Origin of the sequence: Bacillus sp. B1(2022) (assembly GCF_040259625.1) — a bacterium.
Taxonomy (GTDB): Bacteria; Bacillota; Bacilli; order Bacillales; family Bacillaceae; genus Bacillus; species Bacillus velezensis.
Genome location: NZ_JANIFO010000002.1, coordinates 433,952 through 448,624, shown reverse-complemented (window position 1 = coordinate 448,624; position 14,673 = coordinate 433,952). Strand labels below are relative to the sequence as shown.

Below are 14,673 nucleotides of genomic sequence, written 5' to 3'. Positions count from 1 at the left end.
CTTTAAGAAAGGAAGATACATACATATGTTCGGAATTGGTACAAGAGACCTTGGTATAGATTTGGGAACCGCGAATACGCTTGTGTTTGTTAAAGGAAAAGGAATCGTAGTGAGAGAGCCGTCTGTCGTTGCTCTGCAAACGGATACGAAGTCCATCGTTGCGGTCGGTAACGATGCGAAAAATATGATCGGAAGAACTCCGGGCAACGTGGTTGCGCTCCGTCCGATGAAAGACGGCGTTATTGCTGACTATGAAACAACTGCGACAATGATGAAATACTACATTAATCAGGCTGTGAAAAATAAAGGATTGTTTGCGAGAAAGCCTTACGTTATGGTGTGTGTGCCGTCAGGTATTACGGCCGTTGAAGAACGGGCGGTCATCGACGCGACAAGACAAGCGGGCGCACGTGACGCTTATCCGATTGAAGAACCGTTTGCGGCAGCAATCGGCGCGAATCTTCCGGTATGGGAGCCGACGGGCAGCATGGTCGTTGATATCGGCGGCGGAACAACTGAAGTGGCGATCATTTCTTTAGGCGGCATTGTCACGTCTCAGTCAATCCGCGTAGCCGGTGACGAAATGGACGACTCAATCATCAGCTATATCAGAAAAACATATAATCTGATGATCGGTGACCGTACGGCGGAAGCTATTAAAATGGAGATCGGTTCAGCAGAAACCGGTGAAGAAAATGCGTCAATGGAAATCCGCGGCCGCGATCTTCTGACAGGTCTGCCGAAAACGATCGAAATCACGGGAACGGAAATTGCAAATGCACTGCGTGATACAGTTCTCTCAATCGTTGACGCGGTGAAGAGCACGCTTGAAAAAACACCGCCTGAGCTGGCCGCTGATATTATGGACAGAGGTATTGTATTAACAGGGGGAGGCGCCCTGCTGCGCAATCTCGACAAAGTCATCAGTGACGAAACGAAAATGCCTGTTCTTATCGCTGAAGATCCGCTGGATTGTGTTGCGATCGGCACTGGAAAAGCACTGGAACACATCCATCTTTTCAAAGGAAAAACAAGATAATCAGGAGTTAAATAGAAGAGGTGTATCACGATGCCGAACAAACGGTTAATGCTATTACTTCTGTGTATTATCATATTGGTGGCTATGATTGGATTCTCGCTGAAGAACGGCCGTAATACCACCTGGCCTGAAAAGCTGATCGGTGATACGACGGGAGTATTTCAAAACATTTTTCACACGCCTGCCGAATATTTTGCAGGGTTCTTCGGGGACATAAAAGACCTGAAAAACACGTACAAGGAAAACGAACGTTTAAGACAAAAGCTGGACGGACAGACACAATATGAAGCGAAGCTCCAAGAACTCAAAGATGAAAACAAGAAGCTGCGTGATGAACTCGGGCATGTCAAATCAATTTCTGACTATGATCCGATTTTAGCGACCGTTATCGCCAGAAACCCTGATCAATGGTACAAGCAGATCATGATCAATAAGGGAACGAAGCAGAAAGTGGCCAAAGACATGGCTGTCACGAACGAAAAGGGTGCGCTGGTCGGGAAGATCAAAAGCAGCGGACTCAACAGTTTCACATCCGCCGTTCAGCTGCTGAGCGATGTTGACCGCAATAACAGAGTGGCCACCAAAATCTCCGGCAAAAAGGGCAGCAAAGGCTACGGTTTAATTGAAGGGTATGATAAAAAGAAGCAGACTCTGAAAATGACCATCCTTGAGCCGGATGAAAAACGTGAAGTGAAAAAAGGCGACCTCGTGGAGACATCCGGAACGGGCGGCGTATTTCCTCAAGGACTGACGGTCGGGGAAGTGACCGATGTAGAATCAGATGCTTACGGCCTGACGAAAATCGCTTACGTGAAACCGGCTGCCGACCTGTACGATCTTGACCATGTCATCGTCGTGAACCGAAGCGTAGCAACAGGGGAGGAAGGATCGTGAAACGTTTCCTTCTCCCTTTGATTATGATTTTGGTCTTTTGTGCGGAAAGCATCTATACCGATCTGGTGCGTTTTCCTTTCGTTTCCGTCGAGCAGCAGGTCGTTCCGCATTTTCTTTTGCTTGCGCTGATTTTTATGTCCGCTTATATCAACCAAAAGCATGCGGTGATCTACGGTTTGATTTTCGGATTTCTTTATGACATCAATTATACGGGTGTTTTAGGCGTTTATATGTTTGGTTTTGCCGGTTTATGCTATCTGGCGGCCAAAGCGTTTAAAGTGCTGCAGACAAACGCCCTGATGGTCATTCTGGTTGCGGTGCTGAGCGTATGTGTGCTTGAATTTTACGTCTACGGCATTCAGACGTTAATCCGCAGCGGCACAATGACATTTAACGATTTTGTCATTCAGAGGTTCTTGCCGACCGCTTTGCTGAATATTGCGGGAGCCGTTATATTAGTCCTGCCCTTCAGGCTGTTTTATATAAGTCTGAAGAAAGAATTAAGAGATGAGTAAAAAGGATTTTATCTTTTTTTGACGAAAAGAGTATGTTGTTGAGGTGAACATTGATGAAGACCAAAAAGCAGCAATATGTAACAATAAAAGGAACAAAAAACGGCTTAACATTGCATCTGGATGATGCGTGTTCTTTTGATGAGCTTCTCGATGGTCTTCAAAACATGCTGTCGATTGAACAATATACTGATGGCAAAGGCCAAAAAATCAGTGTTCATATTAAACTCGGGCATCGGTATCTGTATCAGGAACAGGCAGAGCAGCTGACTGATCTGATCGCGTCAAAGAAAGATTTAGTCGTGCATTCAATTGACAGTGAAGTCATCGCCAAAGAAGAAGCGCAGCGGATGAAAGAGGAGCAGGAAATTGTTTCTGTTTCCAAAATCGTCCGTTCGGGCCAGGTGCTTCACGTGACGGGAGATTTGCTTTTAATCGGAGATGTGAATCCCGGCGGTACGATCAGAGCCGGAGGAAATATATTTGTTCTCGGTTCATTAAAAGGGATTGCCCACGCGGGTTATAACGGAAATAACCGGGCTGTGATCGCCGCATCAGAAATGATGCCGACACAATTGAGGATCAATCACGTGTTAAATCGCTCCCCAGACCACATTCAAAAAGGGAACGACATGGAATGTGCTTATTTAGATACTGACGGAAATATGGTCATTGAACGCCTTCAGCAATTGGCTCATTTAAGACCTGATCTAACAAGGCTTGAGGGAGGAATGTGAAATTGGGTGAGGCTATCGTAATAACTTCGGGAAAAGGCGGAGTAGGTAAAACAACAACATCTGCAAACCTCGGTACCGCCTTAGCCATTTTAGGGAAGCGCGTCTGTTTGGTAGACACAGATATCGGACTGCGCAACCTTGATGTCGTAATGGGTCTTGAAAACAGAATTATTTACGACTTAGTAGATGTAATTGAAGGCAGATGCAAGACGCATCAGGCGCTTGTCAAAGACAAACGTTTTGATGATCTGCTGCATTTAATGCCGGCTGCCCAGACAAGCGACAAGACGGCTGTTGTCCCTGAGCAGATCAAATCGCTTGTGCAGGAGCTTAAGCAGGAATTTGATTATGTCATTATTGATTGTCCGGCCGGAATTGAACAAGGCTATAAAAATGCCGTCTCCGGAGCTGATAAGGCGATTGTTGTGACGACGCCGGAAATATCAGCGGTGCGGGACGCTGACCGCATTATCGGACTTTTGGAGCAGGAAGATATCGAACCGCCGCGCCTTATCGTGAACCGCATCAGAAATCACCTGATGAAAAACGGTGACACGATGGATGTGGATGAAGTTGTTCATCATCTGTCTATTGATCTCCTCGGAATCGTTGCTGACGATGATGAAGTGATCAGGGCTTCAAATATCGGCGAACCGATTGCCATGAATTCCAAAAACCGCGCCAGCATTGCGTACCGCAATATCGCCCGGCGCATTTTAGGAGAATCCGTTCCTTTGCAGGTGCTTGAAGAGCAGCAAAAAGGGATGATGGCGAAAATCAAGTCATTTTTCGGCGTGCGTTCATAATATATACCAGAATACAAAGATCTGATGAAGCCCAGCTTATCAGGTCTTTTTGTTTTTCAAGAGCGCATATTTGCAATGGACAAGACATAGGATGTACAAACCCAACGATTGCAAAGGATGATGGCGATGAGTCACAGAGCTGATGAAATTAGAAAAAGACTGGCTAAAAGAAGAAAACAGCGGCCTGAATCAAAACGGACTTTCGTTCAAAACGCCCAAACGCAGAATTTTCCCGCGTGGCAGACGGTCAAGGAGCAGGAAAAGCACAAACTTCTTCCGGACTACGAATATCAAACGGAACACCCGCCCGAATTTAACGGACGGCATCCATTGATCAGCGCTCATTCTATTATTTTAAAATGCCTGCTGGCCGCCTGTCTCGTACTGATCTCCGCTATTGCCTATAAAACTGACAAACAGCCGCTGAGTCAGATCAAACCGGCGATCGCACAAACCTTTCAAAAAGAATTTCAGTTTGCTGCCGTAAGCAATTGGTTCGTATCTTCCTTCGGAAACCCGCTCGCTTTTCTTACGCCGGGAACGAAAAAGAAGGACGGTCAGGTGGCGGTCAGTCAGGATATGGCCGTTCCTGCCGCGGGGAAAATCCAGCAGGACTTTCAAAATAACGGAGAAGGCGTCGTCGTCGAAACCGCCAGCGAAGCCATTGACAGCGTAAAAGAAGGCTACATTATGGAAGTGAGCAAAGATAAAAAAACAGGGCTGACGGTGAAGGTGCAGCACGCCGACAATACCAGCAGCATTTACGGCCGGCTAAAAGATGTTAACGTTTCATTGTACGACTTTGTCGATAAAGGGAAAAAGATCGGTTCGATCAAGCTCAACGATAAAAGTAAAGGCCAGTACTATTTCGCGATCCAGGATGGCGATAAATTCATAGATCCGATCCAGGTGATCACATTTGATGAATAAATGGCTCATCCTCCTTTTTAAAATTCATGTCCATCCTTTTCTTTGGATTATCATGGGGCTTGGTCTTATGACGGGGCACATCAAAGCGCTGCTGTGTCTTTTGCTGGTCGTATCCGTTCATGAGCTGGGGCATGCTGCTCTGGCTGTGTTTTTTTCGTGGCGCATTAAACGAATCTTTCTGCTCCCTTTCGGCGGGACGGTTGAGGTGGAGGAACACGGAAACCGGCCGCTTAAAGAGGAATTCGCGGTCATCCTGGCGGGCCCGCTTCAGCATGTGTGGCTTCAGGCGGCAGCCTGGCTCTTTTTCATGTCAGGCTTTGCAAGTGAGCAGACATTTGAGATGTTTACCTTTTATAATCTCTCCATTCTTTTCATCAATCTTTTGCCGATCTGGCCGCTTGACGGCGGAAAGTTCGTGTTTTTATACTTCTCTAAACAAATGGCTTTTCAAAAAGCGCATCTCCTCAGCCTGCAGACATCGGCCGTTTCCGCGCTTTTGCTCTGCTGCTGGATTGTGCTGGCCGTCCCCCTTCAGGTCAGCGCATGGGTGCTGTTCGTCTTTCTCGCCGCTTCTTTATGGGATGAATACCGGAAGCGGCATTATATTCAGCTGAGGTTTCTTTTGGAGAGATACTACGGCAAAAACCGCGATGTCGCCATGCTGCATCCTTTGACGGTCGCGGCCGATGCCAAAGTAAAGCATGTCATGGCCGAATTCAAACGGGGATGCAAGCACCCCATTATCGTTGAAAAAGCCGGCGAAAAGCTCAGCCAGCTCGATGAAAATGAAGTGCTTCATGCGTATTTTGCCGATAAACGGACAGATTCCTCTATGGAAGACCTGCTGCTGCCTTACTAGAAATAGATTGACATATCCTTTTGGTTCTGATATATTTTTTAATGTTATGGATGTAGCACCAATGCTACAACCGCTCGGGACAGGTGATAAGAGCTTTAAAGCCCCCTGTTGCTGGCGAGTCTTAGTCTAATAGGAGGTGCAGAGAATGTACGCAATCATTAAAACAGGCGGAAAACAAATCAAAGTTGAAGAAGGTCAAACTGTTTACATCGAAAAACTTGCTGCTGAAGCAGGTGAAACAGTGACGTTTGAAGACGTATTGTTTGTTGGCGGAGACAGCGTGAAAGTCGGCAACCCAACAGTTGCAGGCGCGACAGTTACAGCTAAAGTTGAAAAACAAGGCCGTGCGAAAAAAATCACTGTTTTCCGTTACAAGCCAAAGAAAAATGTTCATAAAAAACAAGGTCATCGTCAGCCTTATACTAAATTGACAATCGAAAAAATCAACGCGTAAGCATGATTGAGGCAACAATTCGAAGATCCCGGAATGACGGGAGCATATTGTCCTTTGAAATGACGGGACATGCCGATTTTGCTGAACATGGACGAGATCTCGTATGCGCCGGGGTCACGGCTGTCGTTTTCGGAGCGGTCAATGCGGTTATCGCGCTGGCTCCTCTCGAACCGATTCTTGATATAGGCGAGGACGGGGGTTATTTCTACTTTGAATTCCCTGAAGCCGCTGATCAGGAAGCTTTGCAAAAAGCGCAGCTGCTGATTGAAGGCATGATTGTTTCTCTTGAAACGATCGAGCGGGATTACAGTGAACACTTACGGTTGACTGCAAACCAAATATAGGAGGTGAGTTACATGCTTAGATTAGATCTTCAGTTTTTCGCTTCTAAAAAAGGTGTAGGTTCTACAAAGAACGGACGTGACTCTGAATCTAAACGTTTAGGCGCTAAACGTGCAGACGGTCAATTCGTAACAGGCGGATCTATCCTTTACCGTCAACGCGGAACGAAAATCTACCCAGGTGAAAACGTGGGCCGCGGAGGAGATGACACTCTTTTTGCTAAAATCGACGGAACTGTTAAATTCGAACGTTTCGGCCGTGACCGCAAAAAAGTGAGCGTATATCCTGTAGCTCAATAATGACACAAAAAACTCCGGTCGTTGACTGGAGTTTTTTTTGCAGTAAGCGGAGTAACATCAAGAATGAAAAGCAGAGGATGCGTGAGTGAACCCCGCCTTGAATGAGGACATCAGCTTCCCATACCCACTGGATATGTTCCCCAAGCAGTGATACCAAAAATGTTTCTGCCTGGCATCCGCATTGTATGCGATCCGAAAAAGGAACATGATGAACCAGGAAAAACAAGTGTTTTTTTAACAAAGCCTTCTCTGTTATAATTCATAGTACACACTTATCAAGACTCCTAAAAAGAAATTAAACGATTGGGAGTGCGAAAATGAAGGATGTATCGAAGAAACAAGAAGAACCTGTAAGCGATGCGGCTCTGATCAATGAGCTGATCCAATTAATGGGCCATTTCCGTCATGATTGGATGAATAAGCTGCAGCTGATAAAAGGAAACTTAAGTTTGCAGAAGTATGACAGGGTCGTTGAAATTATTGACGAAATGGTCATAGATGCAAAGCACGAATCAAAGCTCTCAAACCTGAAAACCCCGCACTTGGCGTTTGACTTTCTTACATTTAATTGGAAGTCCCGTTATATGAGGCTCGAATACGAAGTGCTCGGAGAAATTAAAGATTTATCGGCATATGATCAAAAGCTGTCGAACCTGATGAGAAAACTGTTTCATCTGTTCGGTCTGGCGGTAAACAATGAAAGTGAAAATCATCTGACCGTATCGCTGCAGACGGATCACCCTGACAGACAGCTTATTGTATATCTCGATTTTCATGGAACGATTGCAAATGCAGATGTGTTTGATGAATTTCGCAAATCCCGGCATGAGGACTTTGATGTCATGCAATTTGAGCTGACCGGCCATGAATGTGTGGCCGAAATTGGAATGAACTAGCGGTTTTTTACGGTTTAGAACGGAGGATATTATGTTTGTAGATCAGGTGAAAGTATATGTAAAAGGCGGCGACGGCGGTAACGGAATGGTTGCGTTCCGCCGTGAAAAATATGTGCCGAAAGGCGGGCCTGCCGGCGGTGACGGAGGTAATGGAGGCGACGTCGTTTTTGAGGTTGATGAAGGACTGCGCACGCTCATGGACTTCCGGTACCAGCGGCATTTCAAAGCGATACGCGGCGAGCACGGCATGTCTAAAAACCAGCACGGCAGAAATGCGGACGATATGGTTGTTAAAGTTCCGCCCGGCACAGTCGTAACGGATGACGATACAAAACAGGTCATTGCCGATCTGACTGAGCATGGGCAGCGTGCCGTCATCGCAAAAGGCGGACGCGGCGGACGCGGAAATACCCGCTTTGCGACACCGGCCAACCCGGCACCGCAGCTGTCAGAGCACGGAGAGCCCGGAAAAGAGCGCTATATCGTGCTTGAACTGAAAGTGCTTGCAGACGTAGGTCTCGTCGGCTTCCCGAGCGTCGGAAAATCTACGCTTCTGTCTGTCGTTTCATCGGCAAAGCCGAAAATCGCCGATTATCATTTTACAACGCTTGTTCCGAATCTGGGCATGGTGGAAACGGATGACGGAAGAAGCTTCGTCATGGCGGATCTGCCCGGTTTGATTGAAGGAGCGCATGAAGGAGTCGGCTTAGGCCACCAATTTCTCCGCCATATCGAACGGACGCGCGTCATCGTTCACGTCATTGACATGTCAGCGATGGAAGGCCGTGATCCGTATGAGGATTATGTCACCATTAATCAGGAGCTCAGTGAATATAATCTGCGGCTGACGGAGCGTCCGCAAATTATCGTTGCGAATAAAATGGACATGCCCGAAGCGGCTGAAAATCTTAAAGCGTTTAAAGAAAAGCTTCAGGATGACCATCCTGTCTTCCCGATCAGCGCGGTGACGAGAGAAGGGCTCCGCGATCTTCTGTTTGAAGTCGCCAACCAGCTGGAAACAACGCCTGAATTCCCGCTGTATGATGAAGAAGAACTGGCGGAAAACCGCGTAATGTACACGATGGAAGACGAAGAAATTCCATTTAACATTACGCGTGATCCGGACGGTGCGTTTGTGCTTTCAGGTGACAGTCTGGAACGCCTCTTTAAAATGACTGATTTCTCCCGTGACGAATCCGTCAAGCGTTTTGCAAGACAGATGCGCGGTATGGGCGTTGATGAAGCGCTCAGAGAACGCGGTGCTAAAGACGGCGATATCATCCGGCTTCTGGAATTTGAATTTGAATTTATTGATTAAAAAAACGGAGAGCTTGCAATGCAGGCTCTCTGATGTAAAAGGGAGGGGTGCAGGTGAAAGAAGAGACATTTTATTTAGTGCGTGAAGACGTTCTGCCTGATGCGATGCGGAAAACCCTTGAAGTCAAAAAGCTGCTCGACAGAAAAAAGGCTGAATCGGTTGCAGATGCTGTGCAGAAAGTTGATTTAAGCAGAAGCGCTTTTTACAAATACCGAGATGCGGTTTTCCCTTTTTACACGATGGTTAAAGAACAAATAATCACACTTTTCTTTCATTTGGAGGATCGGTCAGGCGCGTTATCCCAGCTTTTGCAGGCGGTGGCTGACTCAGGAAGCAACGTGCTTTCCATTCACCAGACGATTCCGCTTCAGGGCAGGGCGAATGTCACGCTCTCAATCAGTACGTCCGCAATGGAAGAAAACATTCATACGTTAATGAATAAACTGAGAAAATTTGATTTTATAGAAAAAGTTGAGATCTTAGGGTCAGGCGCGTAAGGAGAGAAGAGACATGAAAGTCGGTTATTTAGGGCCAGAAGCCACATTTACACATCTAGCAGTCAGTTCCTGCTTTCAAAACAGCGTGACACAAGCACCTTATCAAACAATACCGGCATGCATGGATGCGGCGGTTGCGGGAGAAGTTGATCTTGCATTTGTTCCTTTGGAAAACGCGCTGGAGGGCTCGGTTAACTTAACGATTGACTATTTGATTCATGAGCAGCCTCTTGCGATCGTGGGGGAAATGACGCTGCCGATTCACCAGCATCTGCTCGTTCACCCTTCGAGAGAAAATGAGTGGAAAAAGCTTGAGAAAATTTATTCTCATTCCCATGCGATTGCGCAATGCCACAAATTTCTTCACCGGCATTTTTCGTCCGTTCCTTATGAGTATGCGAAGTCAACAGGTGCGGCTGCCAAGTATGTCAGTGAGCATTCGGACCTTCCGATCGGCGTGATTGCAAATGAAATGGCCGCCGCTACATACGGATTGAGCATCGTGAAGCGGGATATTCAGGATTATCAGGACAACCACACGAGATTTGTCATTCTTTCGCCTGAAAAAGACGTCTCATTCGAAGTGAATGCGAAACTGTCTTCACGGCCGAAAACGACGATGATGGTAACGCTTCCCCAAGATGACCAATCAGGTGCGCTGCACAGGGTGCTGTCCGCTTTTTCATGGAGAAACCTGAATTTATCAAAGATCGAATCGCGCCCGACAAAAACGGGTCTCGGCAACTATTTCTTTATTATTGATATTGAACAGGCGATGGATCAGGTTCTCATTCCCGGTGCCGTTCAAGAGATGGAAGCCCTCGGCTGCCGGGTCAAGCTTCTGGGAACATATCAATCCTATTCGATATAAAAAAAGCCCTTCAGGGGGCTTTTTTTTTAATCTTTTATTAAAATACCCGCGTCGTCCAGCGCTTGGCAGGCTTGGTCAATCCGCTCTTTTGTCGGGGCGCTTAACGTATGGAGGTGCACGCCTCCGGTCAGCTGTGAAAGGTAAGCGGCATTTGTCGAGTTAATGTGCTCCATGAATTGTTTGACTTCTTTCCGTGTACTGACTCTTATGGCGGCGGTTAAATCGCCGTATACGGGGTGTTCAATAATGACGTCCTTTATGGTGACGCCTTCATCGACAATGAGTTCAAGCTCTTCTTCCGTCCGCTCCGGGCCGTGCAGACAGGCGACAATCCGTTCGGCATTTTTTTCGCCGCCGGCATTCATGCTGATGTATAAGTAGCCTTGGCTCGTCGCGATAATCGGCTCGTTTTTTGCTTTCAAAAGCGATATGTCCTGCACGATCACCTGTCTTGAGACATTTGCTTTTTTGGCCAATTCGCCTCCTGTTAATGGCGAGCCGGCTTCTTTCAGCCAATGAAGCAGCATGTCGCGTCTTTTCTCCCCAGTAAGCTTCGTTCCTTCTGTCAAATTGCTGATTCTCCTTTCTTTTGCTCCCATAGCGCCGTAAATGTATGTATCAGCATATCGAGCTGTTCACATGTTGTTTCGTTTCCGAATGAGATCCGGAAAAACTGCCGCGCTTCCCGTTCGGTTTTTCCCAGCGCCTTCATAGCTGAAGAAGGGCCGTGGCTGCCGGCGGAACATGCGCTCCCGGTTGAGATGCAAATATCGTTACGATTACATTCTAACATAATATATTGTCCTTCAAAGGAGTGAAAAAAACACCCGACAATGTGGGGCAGGCATTCACCGCCGGTTTCTTTCTCTGAAAATGAAATGGGGAGGCCTTGACGCCGAATTTGGTCATACAAATAATTCCTCAGCCTGTCAGCATGCTCACGGTGTTCCTCCATATGTTTCACTGCATACTCGGCAGCAGCGGTAAAAGCGCCGATGGCCGGCACATTCACCGTACCGGGCCTGAACCCGTTTTCATGCACGGTATGCGGATAAACCGGGTTCCAGCTGACACCGGGCCGAATGTAAACAGCCCCGGTGCCTTTCGGGCCGTATACTTTATGACCGGAGACGGAAAGGGCGTCGATTCCCTCCTGATCCGCATCAATCGGCAGTTTGCCGAAACTTTGAACACAATCGCAATGCAGCAAAATGTTTCTCTGGTGAAGAAAAGCGGCCAGACGATTCACAGGCTGGATGAGGCCGGTTTCTGAATTGGCGTGCTGTATGGAAACAAGCCCCGTGTCAGGACGGATATGAGCCGCCAGTATGTCCTCGGTTATAAGGCCGTTTTCGTCGGGATATATGATGGTGACATTAATTCCACGGTCAGCTAAAAACGCCGCGGCATTATGGATCGAATGGTGTTCCATTGCGGTCGTAATAAAATGTTTTTTGTGATCGGGCAGGCCGTGCAGCAATGATTGGACGGCCAGGATGTTCGCTTCCGTTCCGCCGCTTGTAAAGTAAATGCCGTCTGCCGCTCCGCCGATCAATTTGCCTGCAGAATGTCTGCAATATTCCAGCACGTCCGCCGCTCTTCCTCCGGCGTCATGAAGGCTGCTTGCATTGCCGTATACCTCTGTGCTGAGATGCTGAAAGACTTTCGCGGCTTCTTTGCTTAAAGGCGCTCCCGCCGCGTAATCAAGATAAATCATACAGCCCGTCTCCTATCCGTTTATGTTAAAAAAAGCTTGAGTTTATTTTATCGTTGTGTAAATATAGGTGTCAAGACAGGTGTAAACATAACAGGAGGGTGATGTATGTCTGAAAAAACAATTATCGTCATTGGTTCGGGGACGGCGGCCCTTGCCTGTGCTTCCTCATTTCCTCCGTCATACCAAGTGACCGTCATCACAAAGAGAAACGTAACGAACAGCAATTCGCATTATGCTCAAGGCGGGATTGCTGTTTCATATGCAAAAGATGACTCTATAGAATCCCATGTGAACGATACACTGTATGCGGGATGCGGACACAATGACGTGACAGCCGTGCGGCATTTGCTGAAAAGCGGACAAACCATGATAAACAGGCTGATAGAAGGCCATTTCCCTTTTGATACGAAGTCGGACGGGACGTTTTGTCTCGGCAGGGAAGGCGCTCATTCCAAAAGGAGAATTCTGCACGCCGGGGGAGATGCGACCGGACGGATGTTAGTTGAGTTTCTGGTTCAGCAGCTGAGGGACGGCATACGGATCATTGAACACGAGACGGTTGTTGATCTGCTGATTGAACACGGACGATGCGCAGGCGTTGCCGTAAAGGATGCTTCAGGCGCTGTTTCTTACAGAAGAGCGGATTGTGTAGTGCTTGCATCAGGCGGCTGCGGCAGTCTGTACCAATATCACACAAATGATTCCGCCATAACGGGAGACGGCATCACTCTTGCCTTCCGCGCGGGAGCTGAGATCACGGATATGGAGTTCACCCAGTTCCACCCGACCCTCCTTGTGAAAAACGGGACTGTGTACGGCCTGGTTTCTGAAGCAGTGAGGGGAGAAGGCGGATATTTAGCGGATCGCTTCGGGCGCAGGATCATGGCTGGCAGACACGCGCTTGAAGATTTGGCGCCCCGGGATGTGGTTTCACGGGCGATTTATGAAGAAATGATGAAAGAAAATCCTGTTTTTATAAATTGCAGTCGAATAGCCGATTTTAAGAAACGTTTTCCGACCATAACAGAAATTTGTCAAACAGCCGGTGTTGATCTTGAAAGCGGGATTCCTGTAGCACCCGGAATGCATTTTTTAATGGGCGGAGTAAAAGCCGATACATGGGGGAAAACGTCCGTGCCTGATTTGTACGCCATAGGCGAGACCGCCTGCACAGGATTGCACGGGGCGAACCGCCTTGCGAGCAACTCACTGCTGGAAGCGCTGGCAAGCGGGAAACGATGTGCTGAACATATCACTCAAACACCGTTAAACGGAAGATATAAAAAAACCCCGAAGAAATCTGACGTCATCTTAGAAGTGCCGGACACAGCGCTTCATGTGCTCCAAGCCAAAATGACAACCGGAGCGGGCATTGTCAGGGAAAAAGAAAACATGCAGGCGCTGGCATCCTGGCTTAACAACGTATCTGTGCGTCATATAAATGTGAAGGAAATCACAATAGAACAAGCCGAGCTATCCTGCCTATGGAAGACTGCGCAACTTGTTGTGACCTCAGCCCTTATTCGGGAAGAAAGCAGGGGGGCTCATTTTCGCGCTGATTTTCCCGGGACGGAGAAAGAGTGGCACGGAAAACAAATCATTCATTCAACATCTGGAACAGCTATCAGAAAAAACGAAAGGATTGGGGAACTATGGACATTCTGCAGCTGAAACAAATGCTGACTCATTTTTTTCAGGAAGATATCGGAACGGGTGATGCGACGTCACAAGCGATTTTTTCTGATCAGCAATGTAAAGCGCGAATCATCGCAAAAACAGACGGCGTGTTTGCCGGAGAAGCCGTTATCCGTGAAGGATGGAAGCTTTTACACGATGATATCCGCATCCGCTCCCTGAAAAAAGACGGAGAACGGATGAAAAAAGGAGACGCGCTCGCTGAAATAGAAGGCCAGGCGGCGGCACTTCTTACGGGGGAGCGGGTCATTCTGAATCTCATACAAAGAATGTCAGGCATTGCGACAATGACGGATGAGGCCAAAAGGCGTCTTGATGATCCGACTATCAAGCTTTGTGATACGAGAAAAACGACACCCGGGCTCAGAATGCTGGAAAAATACGCCGTTCGGGTCGGAGGCGGCTTTAATCATCGTTTCGGCTTATATGACGGCATCATGATAAAAGATAATCATATTGCCGCCTGCGGATCGATAAGGGCGGCCATGGAGCGGGCAAGAAAAACGGCGGGGCAGATGCTTGCGGTGGAAGTCGAAATCGAATCCGAACAACAGCTGCTCGAGGCAATAGAAGCGGGTGCAGACGTTATTATGTTTGACAACTGTCCGCCTGAGTCCGTCCGGCGTTTTGCAGGTATGACACCGGGCCATATCAAAACGGAAGCATCCGGAGGCATAACGCTCGACACGTTGCCCGCTTATAAAGGAACGGGGGTCCAATATATTTCACTCGGATTTCTGACTCATTCAGTAAAAAGCGCCGACATCAGCATGGATGTTGAGGCTGCGGAACAGGGGGATTTTTAAA

General features: G+C 47.6%; 18 protein-coding genes and 1 other annotated feature. Of the genes, 16 read left to right on the top strand and 2 right to left on the bottom strand.

Translation table 11 applies throughout. The features are described 5' to 3' along the window. The first annotated feature begins 25 nt into the window (after positions 1 to 25). From mreB to pheA, 14 genes are all read left to right on the top strand, one after another. Positions 26 to 1,039 carry a cell shape-determining protein MreB gene (gene mreB / locus NQS30_RS05990; RefSeq protein WP_003152647.1) on the top strand — a complete coding sequence of 338 codons (1,014 nt, stop codon included), beginning with the start codon at positions 26 to 28 and terminating at the stop codon, positions 1,037 to 1,039. 30 nt (positions 1,040 to 1,069) lie between these two features. After that, the gene (mreC, locus tag NQS30_RS05985) at positions 1,070 to 1,933 is read left to right on the top strand and encodes a rod shape-determining protein MreC (RefSeq protein ID WP_007408166.1); all 864 of its coding nucleotides are present in this window, start codon (positions 1,070 to 1,072) and stop codon (positions 1,931 to 1,933) included. Continuing rightward, positions 1,930 to 2,448 (top strand): rod shape-determining protein MreD, encoded by a 519-nt coding sequence (gene mreD / locus NQS30_RS05980; RefSeq protein WP_007408167.1) that lies wholly within the window; start codon positions 1,930 to 1,932, stop codon positions 2,446 to 2,448. The genes mreC and mreD overlap by 4 nt, the downstream gene beginning before the upstream one ends. A gap of 53 nt (positions 2,449 to 2,501) precedes the next feature. Beyond that, positions 2,502 to 3,182 (top strand): septum site-determining protein MinC, encoded by a 681-nt coding sequence (gene minC / locus NQS30_RS05975; RefSeq protein WP_003152653.1) that lies wholly within the window; start codon positions 2,502 to 2,504, stop codon positions 3,180 to 3,182. Positions 3,183 to 3,184: 2 nt separating this feature from the next. After that, positions 3,185 to 3,988, top strand: a complete 804-nt coding sequence (minD, locus tag NQS30_RS05970) for a septum site-determining protein MinD (RefSeq protein ID WP_016938784.1) — start codon at positions 3,185 to 3,187, stop codon at positions 3,986 to 3,988. Between the two features lie 126 nt (positions 3,989 to 4,114). Continuing rightward, positions 4,115 to 4,918 carry a M23 family metallopeptidase gene (locus NQS30_RS05965; protein ID WP_007408168.1) on the top strand — a complete coding sequence of 268 codons (804 nt, stop codon included), beginning with the start codon at positions 4,115 to 4,117 and terminating at the stop codon, positions 4,916 to 4,918. Then, entirely contained in the window at positions 4,911 to 5,777 is an 867-nt protein-coding gene (locus NQS30_RS05960) for a M50 family metallopeptidase (protein ID WP_007408169.1), read from the top strand. The genes NQS30_RS05965 and NQS30_RS05960 overlap by 8 nt, the downstream gene beginning before the upstream one ends. A gap of 58 nt (positions 5,778 to 5,835) precedes the next feature. Continuing rightward, positions 5,836 to 5,909 (top strand) — a sequence feature (ribosomal protein L21 leader region). Between the two features lie 13 nt (positions 5,910 to 5,922). After that, a complete protein-coding gene (gene rplU, locus NQS30_RS05955) occupies positions 5,923 to 6,231 on the top strand; it encodes a 50S ribosomal protein L21 (protein ID WP_003152660.1) in 309 nt (102 codons plus the stop codon). Positions 6,232 to 6,233: 2 nt separating this feature from the next. After that, the gene (locus tag NQS30_RS05950) at positions 6,234 to 6,575 is read left to right on the top strand and encodes a ribosomal-processing cysteine protease Prp (RefSeq protein WP_160242183.1); all 342 of its coding nucleotides are present in this window, start codon (positions 6,234 to 6,236) and stop codon (positions 6,573 to 6,575) included. Between the two features lie 12 nt (positions 6,576 to 6,587). After that, positions 6,588 to 6,872, top strand: coding sequence for a 50S ribosomal protein L27 (gene rpmA / locus NQS30_RS05945; RefSeq protein ID WP_003152662.1), 285 nt, complete (start codon positions 6,588 to 6,590; stop codon positions 6,870 to 6,872). Between the two features lie 317 nt (positions 6,873 to 7,189). Beyond that, the gene (locus tag NQS30_RS05940; protein ID WP_007408171.1) at positions 7,190 to 7,768 is read left to right on the top strand and encodes a sporulation initiation phosphotransferase B; all 579 of its coding nucleotides are present in this window, start codon (positions 7,190 to 7,192) and stop codon (positions 7,766 to 7,768) included. A 31-nt stretch (positions 7,769 to 7,799) separates the two neighbouring features. Further along, entirely contained in the window at positions 7,800 to 9,086 is a 1,287-nt protein-coding gene (obgE, locus tag NQS30_RS05935) for a GTPase ObgE (RefSeq protein WP_007408172.1), read from the top strand. 53 nt (positions 9,087 to 9,139) lie between these two features. Further along, positions 9,140 to 9,583: a transcriptional regulator ThrR gene (thrR, locus tag NQS30_RS05930; RefSeq protein WP_007408173.1), complete on the top strand. Its 444-nt coding sequence runs from the start codon at positions 9,140 to 9,142 to the stop codon at positions 9,581 to 9,583. Positions 9,584 to 9,596: 13 nt separating this feature from the next. Beyond that, the gene (gene pheA / locus NQS30_RS05925) at positions 9,597 to 10,454 is read left to right on the top strand and encodes a prephenate dehydratase (RefSeq protein ID WP_003152668.1); all 858 of its coding nucleotides are present in this window, start codon (positions 9,597 to 9,599) and stop codon (positions 10,452 to 10,454) included. Positions 10,455 to 10,480: 26 nt separating this feature from the next. Here the strand turns inward: pheA and NQS30_RS05920 are convergent, their stop codons facing one another. Then, positions 10,481 to 11,023: a transcription repressor NadR gene (locus NQS30_RS05920; protein ID WP_033574182.1), complete on the bottom strand. Its 543-nt coding sequence runs from the start codon at positions 11,021 to 11,023 to the stop codon at positions 10,481 to 10,483. Beyond that, entirely contained in the window at positions 11,020 to 12,171 is a 1,152-nt protein-coding gene (locus NQS30_RS05915; protein ID WP_218791306.1) for an IscS subfamily cysteine desulfurase, read from the bottom strand. Before NQS30_RS05915 ends, NQS30_RS05920 begins: the two co-directional genes overlap by 4 nt. Before the next feature lie 105 nt (positions 12,172 to 12,276). Between NQS30_RS05915 and nadB the strand changes: the two genes are divergently transcribed. Both nadB and nadC read left to right on the top strand, forming a co-directional pair. Next, entirely contained in the window at positions 12,277 to 13,842 is a 1,566-nt protein-coding gene (nadB, locus tag NQS30_RS05910) for an L-aspartate oxidase (protein WP_015240302.1), read from the top strand. Next, complete coding sequence (nadC, locus tag NQS30_RS05905; RefSeq protein ID WP_069006952.1) at positions 13,824 to 14,672, top strand: carboxylating nicotinate-nucleotide diphosphorylase; 849 nt, start codon at positions 13,824 to 13,826, stop codon at positions 14,670 to 14,672. The genes nadB and nadC overlap by 19 nt, the downstream gene beginning before the upstream one ends. Position 14,673 lies beyond the last annotated feature (1 nt).

What these genes read in the sequence shown, in the direction of transcription:
- mreB (WP_003152647.1), top strand. Translation starts at nt 26, where the DNA reads ATGTTCGGAATTGGTACAAGAGACCTTGGTATAGATTTGGGAACCGCG.
- mreC (WP_007408166.1), top strand. Translation starts at nt 1,070, where the DNA reads ATGCCGAACAAACGGTTAATGCTATTACTTCTGTGTATTATCATATTG.
- minC (WP_003152653.1), top strand. Translation starts at nt 2,502, where the DNA reads ATGAAGACCAAAAAGCAGCAATATGTAACAATAAAAGGAACAAAAAAC.
- NQS30_RS05965 (WP_007408168.1), top strand. Translation starts at nt 4,115, where the DNA reads ATGAGTCACAGAGCTGATGAAATTAGAAAAAGACTGGCTAAAAGAAGA.
- NQS30_RS05960 (WP_007408169.1), top strand. Translation starts at nt 4,911, where the DNA reads ATGAATAAATGGCTCATCCTCCTTTTTAAAATTCATGTCCATCCTTTT.
- rplU (WP_003152660.1), top strand. Translation starts at nt 5,923, where the DNA reads ATGTACGCAATCATTAAAACAGGCGGAAAACAAATCAAAGTTGAAGAA.
- NQS30_RS05950 (WP_160242183.1), top strand. Translation starts at nt 6,234, where the DNA reads ATGATTGAGGCAACAATTCGAAGATCCCGGAATGACGGGAGCATATTG.
- rpmA (WP_003152662.1), top strand. Translation starts at nt 6,588, where the DNA reads ATGCTTAGATTAGATCTTCAGTTTTTCGCTTCTAAAAAAGGTGTAGGT.
- NQS30_RS05940 (WP_007408171.1), top strand. Translation starts at nt 7,190, where the DNA reads ATGAAGGATGTATCGAAGAAACAAGAAGAACCTGTAAGCGATGCGGCT.
- obgE (WP_007408172.1), top strand. Translation starts at nt 7,800, where the DNA reads ATGTTTGTAGATCAGGTGAAAGTATATGTAAAAGGCGGCGACGGCGGT.
- pheA (WP_003152668.1), top strand. Translation starts at nt 9,597, where the DNA reads ATGAAAGTCGGTTATTTAGGGCCAGAAGCCACATTTACACATCTAGCA.
- NQS30_RS05915 (WP_218791306.1), bottom strand. Translation starts at nt 12,171, where the DNA reads ATGATTTATCTTGATTACGCGGCGGGAGCGCCTTTAAGCAAAGAAGCC.
- nadB (WP_015240302.1), top strand. Translation starts at nt 12,277, where the DNA reads ATGTCTGAAAAAACAATTATCGTCATTGGTTCGGGGACGGCGGCCCTT.
- nadC (WP_069006952.1), top strand. Translation starts at nt 13,824, where the DNA reads ATGGACATTCTGCAGCTGAAACAAATGCTGACTCATTTTTTTCAGGAA.